Raw genomic sequence first — 590 nt, forward strand, 5'->3', positions numbered from 1 at the left:
CCCTGAGAGATGATCAGGTAGATAGGCTAGAAGTGGAAGTGCAGCGATGCACGGAGCGGACTAGTACTAATCGGTCGAGGACTTAACCACGAGTAGTGGTGTTCATCGGTAAAAGAAAATGATATTGTCTAGTTTTGAGGGCACCAGTTCTCAATAGTGTGGTGGCGATAGCCTGAAGGATATACCTGTTCCCATGCCGAACACAGAAGTTAAGCTTCAGCACGCCGAGAGTAGTTGGGGGATCGCCCCCTGCAAGGGTAGGACGTTGCCACGCTATATATTATTCCGGCATAGCTCAGTTGGTAGAGCGCTTGACTGTTAATCAAGATGTCGACGGTTCGAGCCCGCCTGCCGGAGTCATAATTTAGTTTTAGTAATGCCGGCTTAGCTCAGTTGGTAGAGCATCGGTATCGTAAACCGAGGGTCGGGGATTCGAATTCCTCAGCCGGCATCTATTCAACTGAGAAAAAGCACTGACGCAACTGCGTTGGTGCTTTTTTTCTACCAAAAGTCAAGCGCTTCAAGCTTTTTCATTGCTTATTGAATGGTAGGTTGTTAAATATTGGATACACTTAAATAAGCCTATCCTC

Annotated in this window: 2 tRNA genes and 2 rRNA genes; all 4 read left to right on the forward strand. The window is 47.1% G+C overall.

Features of this window, described 5'->3' with window-relative positions:
- Positions 1-90: ribosomal RNA gene (locus tag CES82_RS12005) — 23S ribosomal RNA — on the forward strand; the annotation flags it as partial.
- Positions 91-157: 67 nt separating this feature from the next.
- Positions 158-274: ribosomal RNA gene (gene rrf / locus CES82_RS12010) — 5S ribosomal RNA — on the forward strand.
- 10 nt (positions 275-284) lie between these two features.
- Positions 285-357, forward strand: a tRNA-Asn gene (locus tag CES82_RS12015).
- 21 nt (positions 358-378) lie between these two features.
- Positions 379-451, forward strand: a tRNA-Thr gene (locus CES82_RS12020).
- Positions 452-590 lie beyond the last annotated feature (139 nt).

Origin of the sequence: Secundilactobacillus silagincola (assembly GCF_002583405.1) — a bacterium.
Taxonomy (GTDB): Bacteria; Bacillota; Bacilli; order Lactobacillales; family Lactobacillaceae; genus Secundilactobacillus; species Secundilactobacillus silagincola.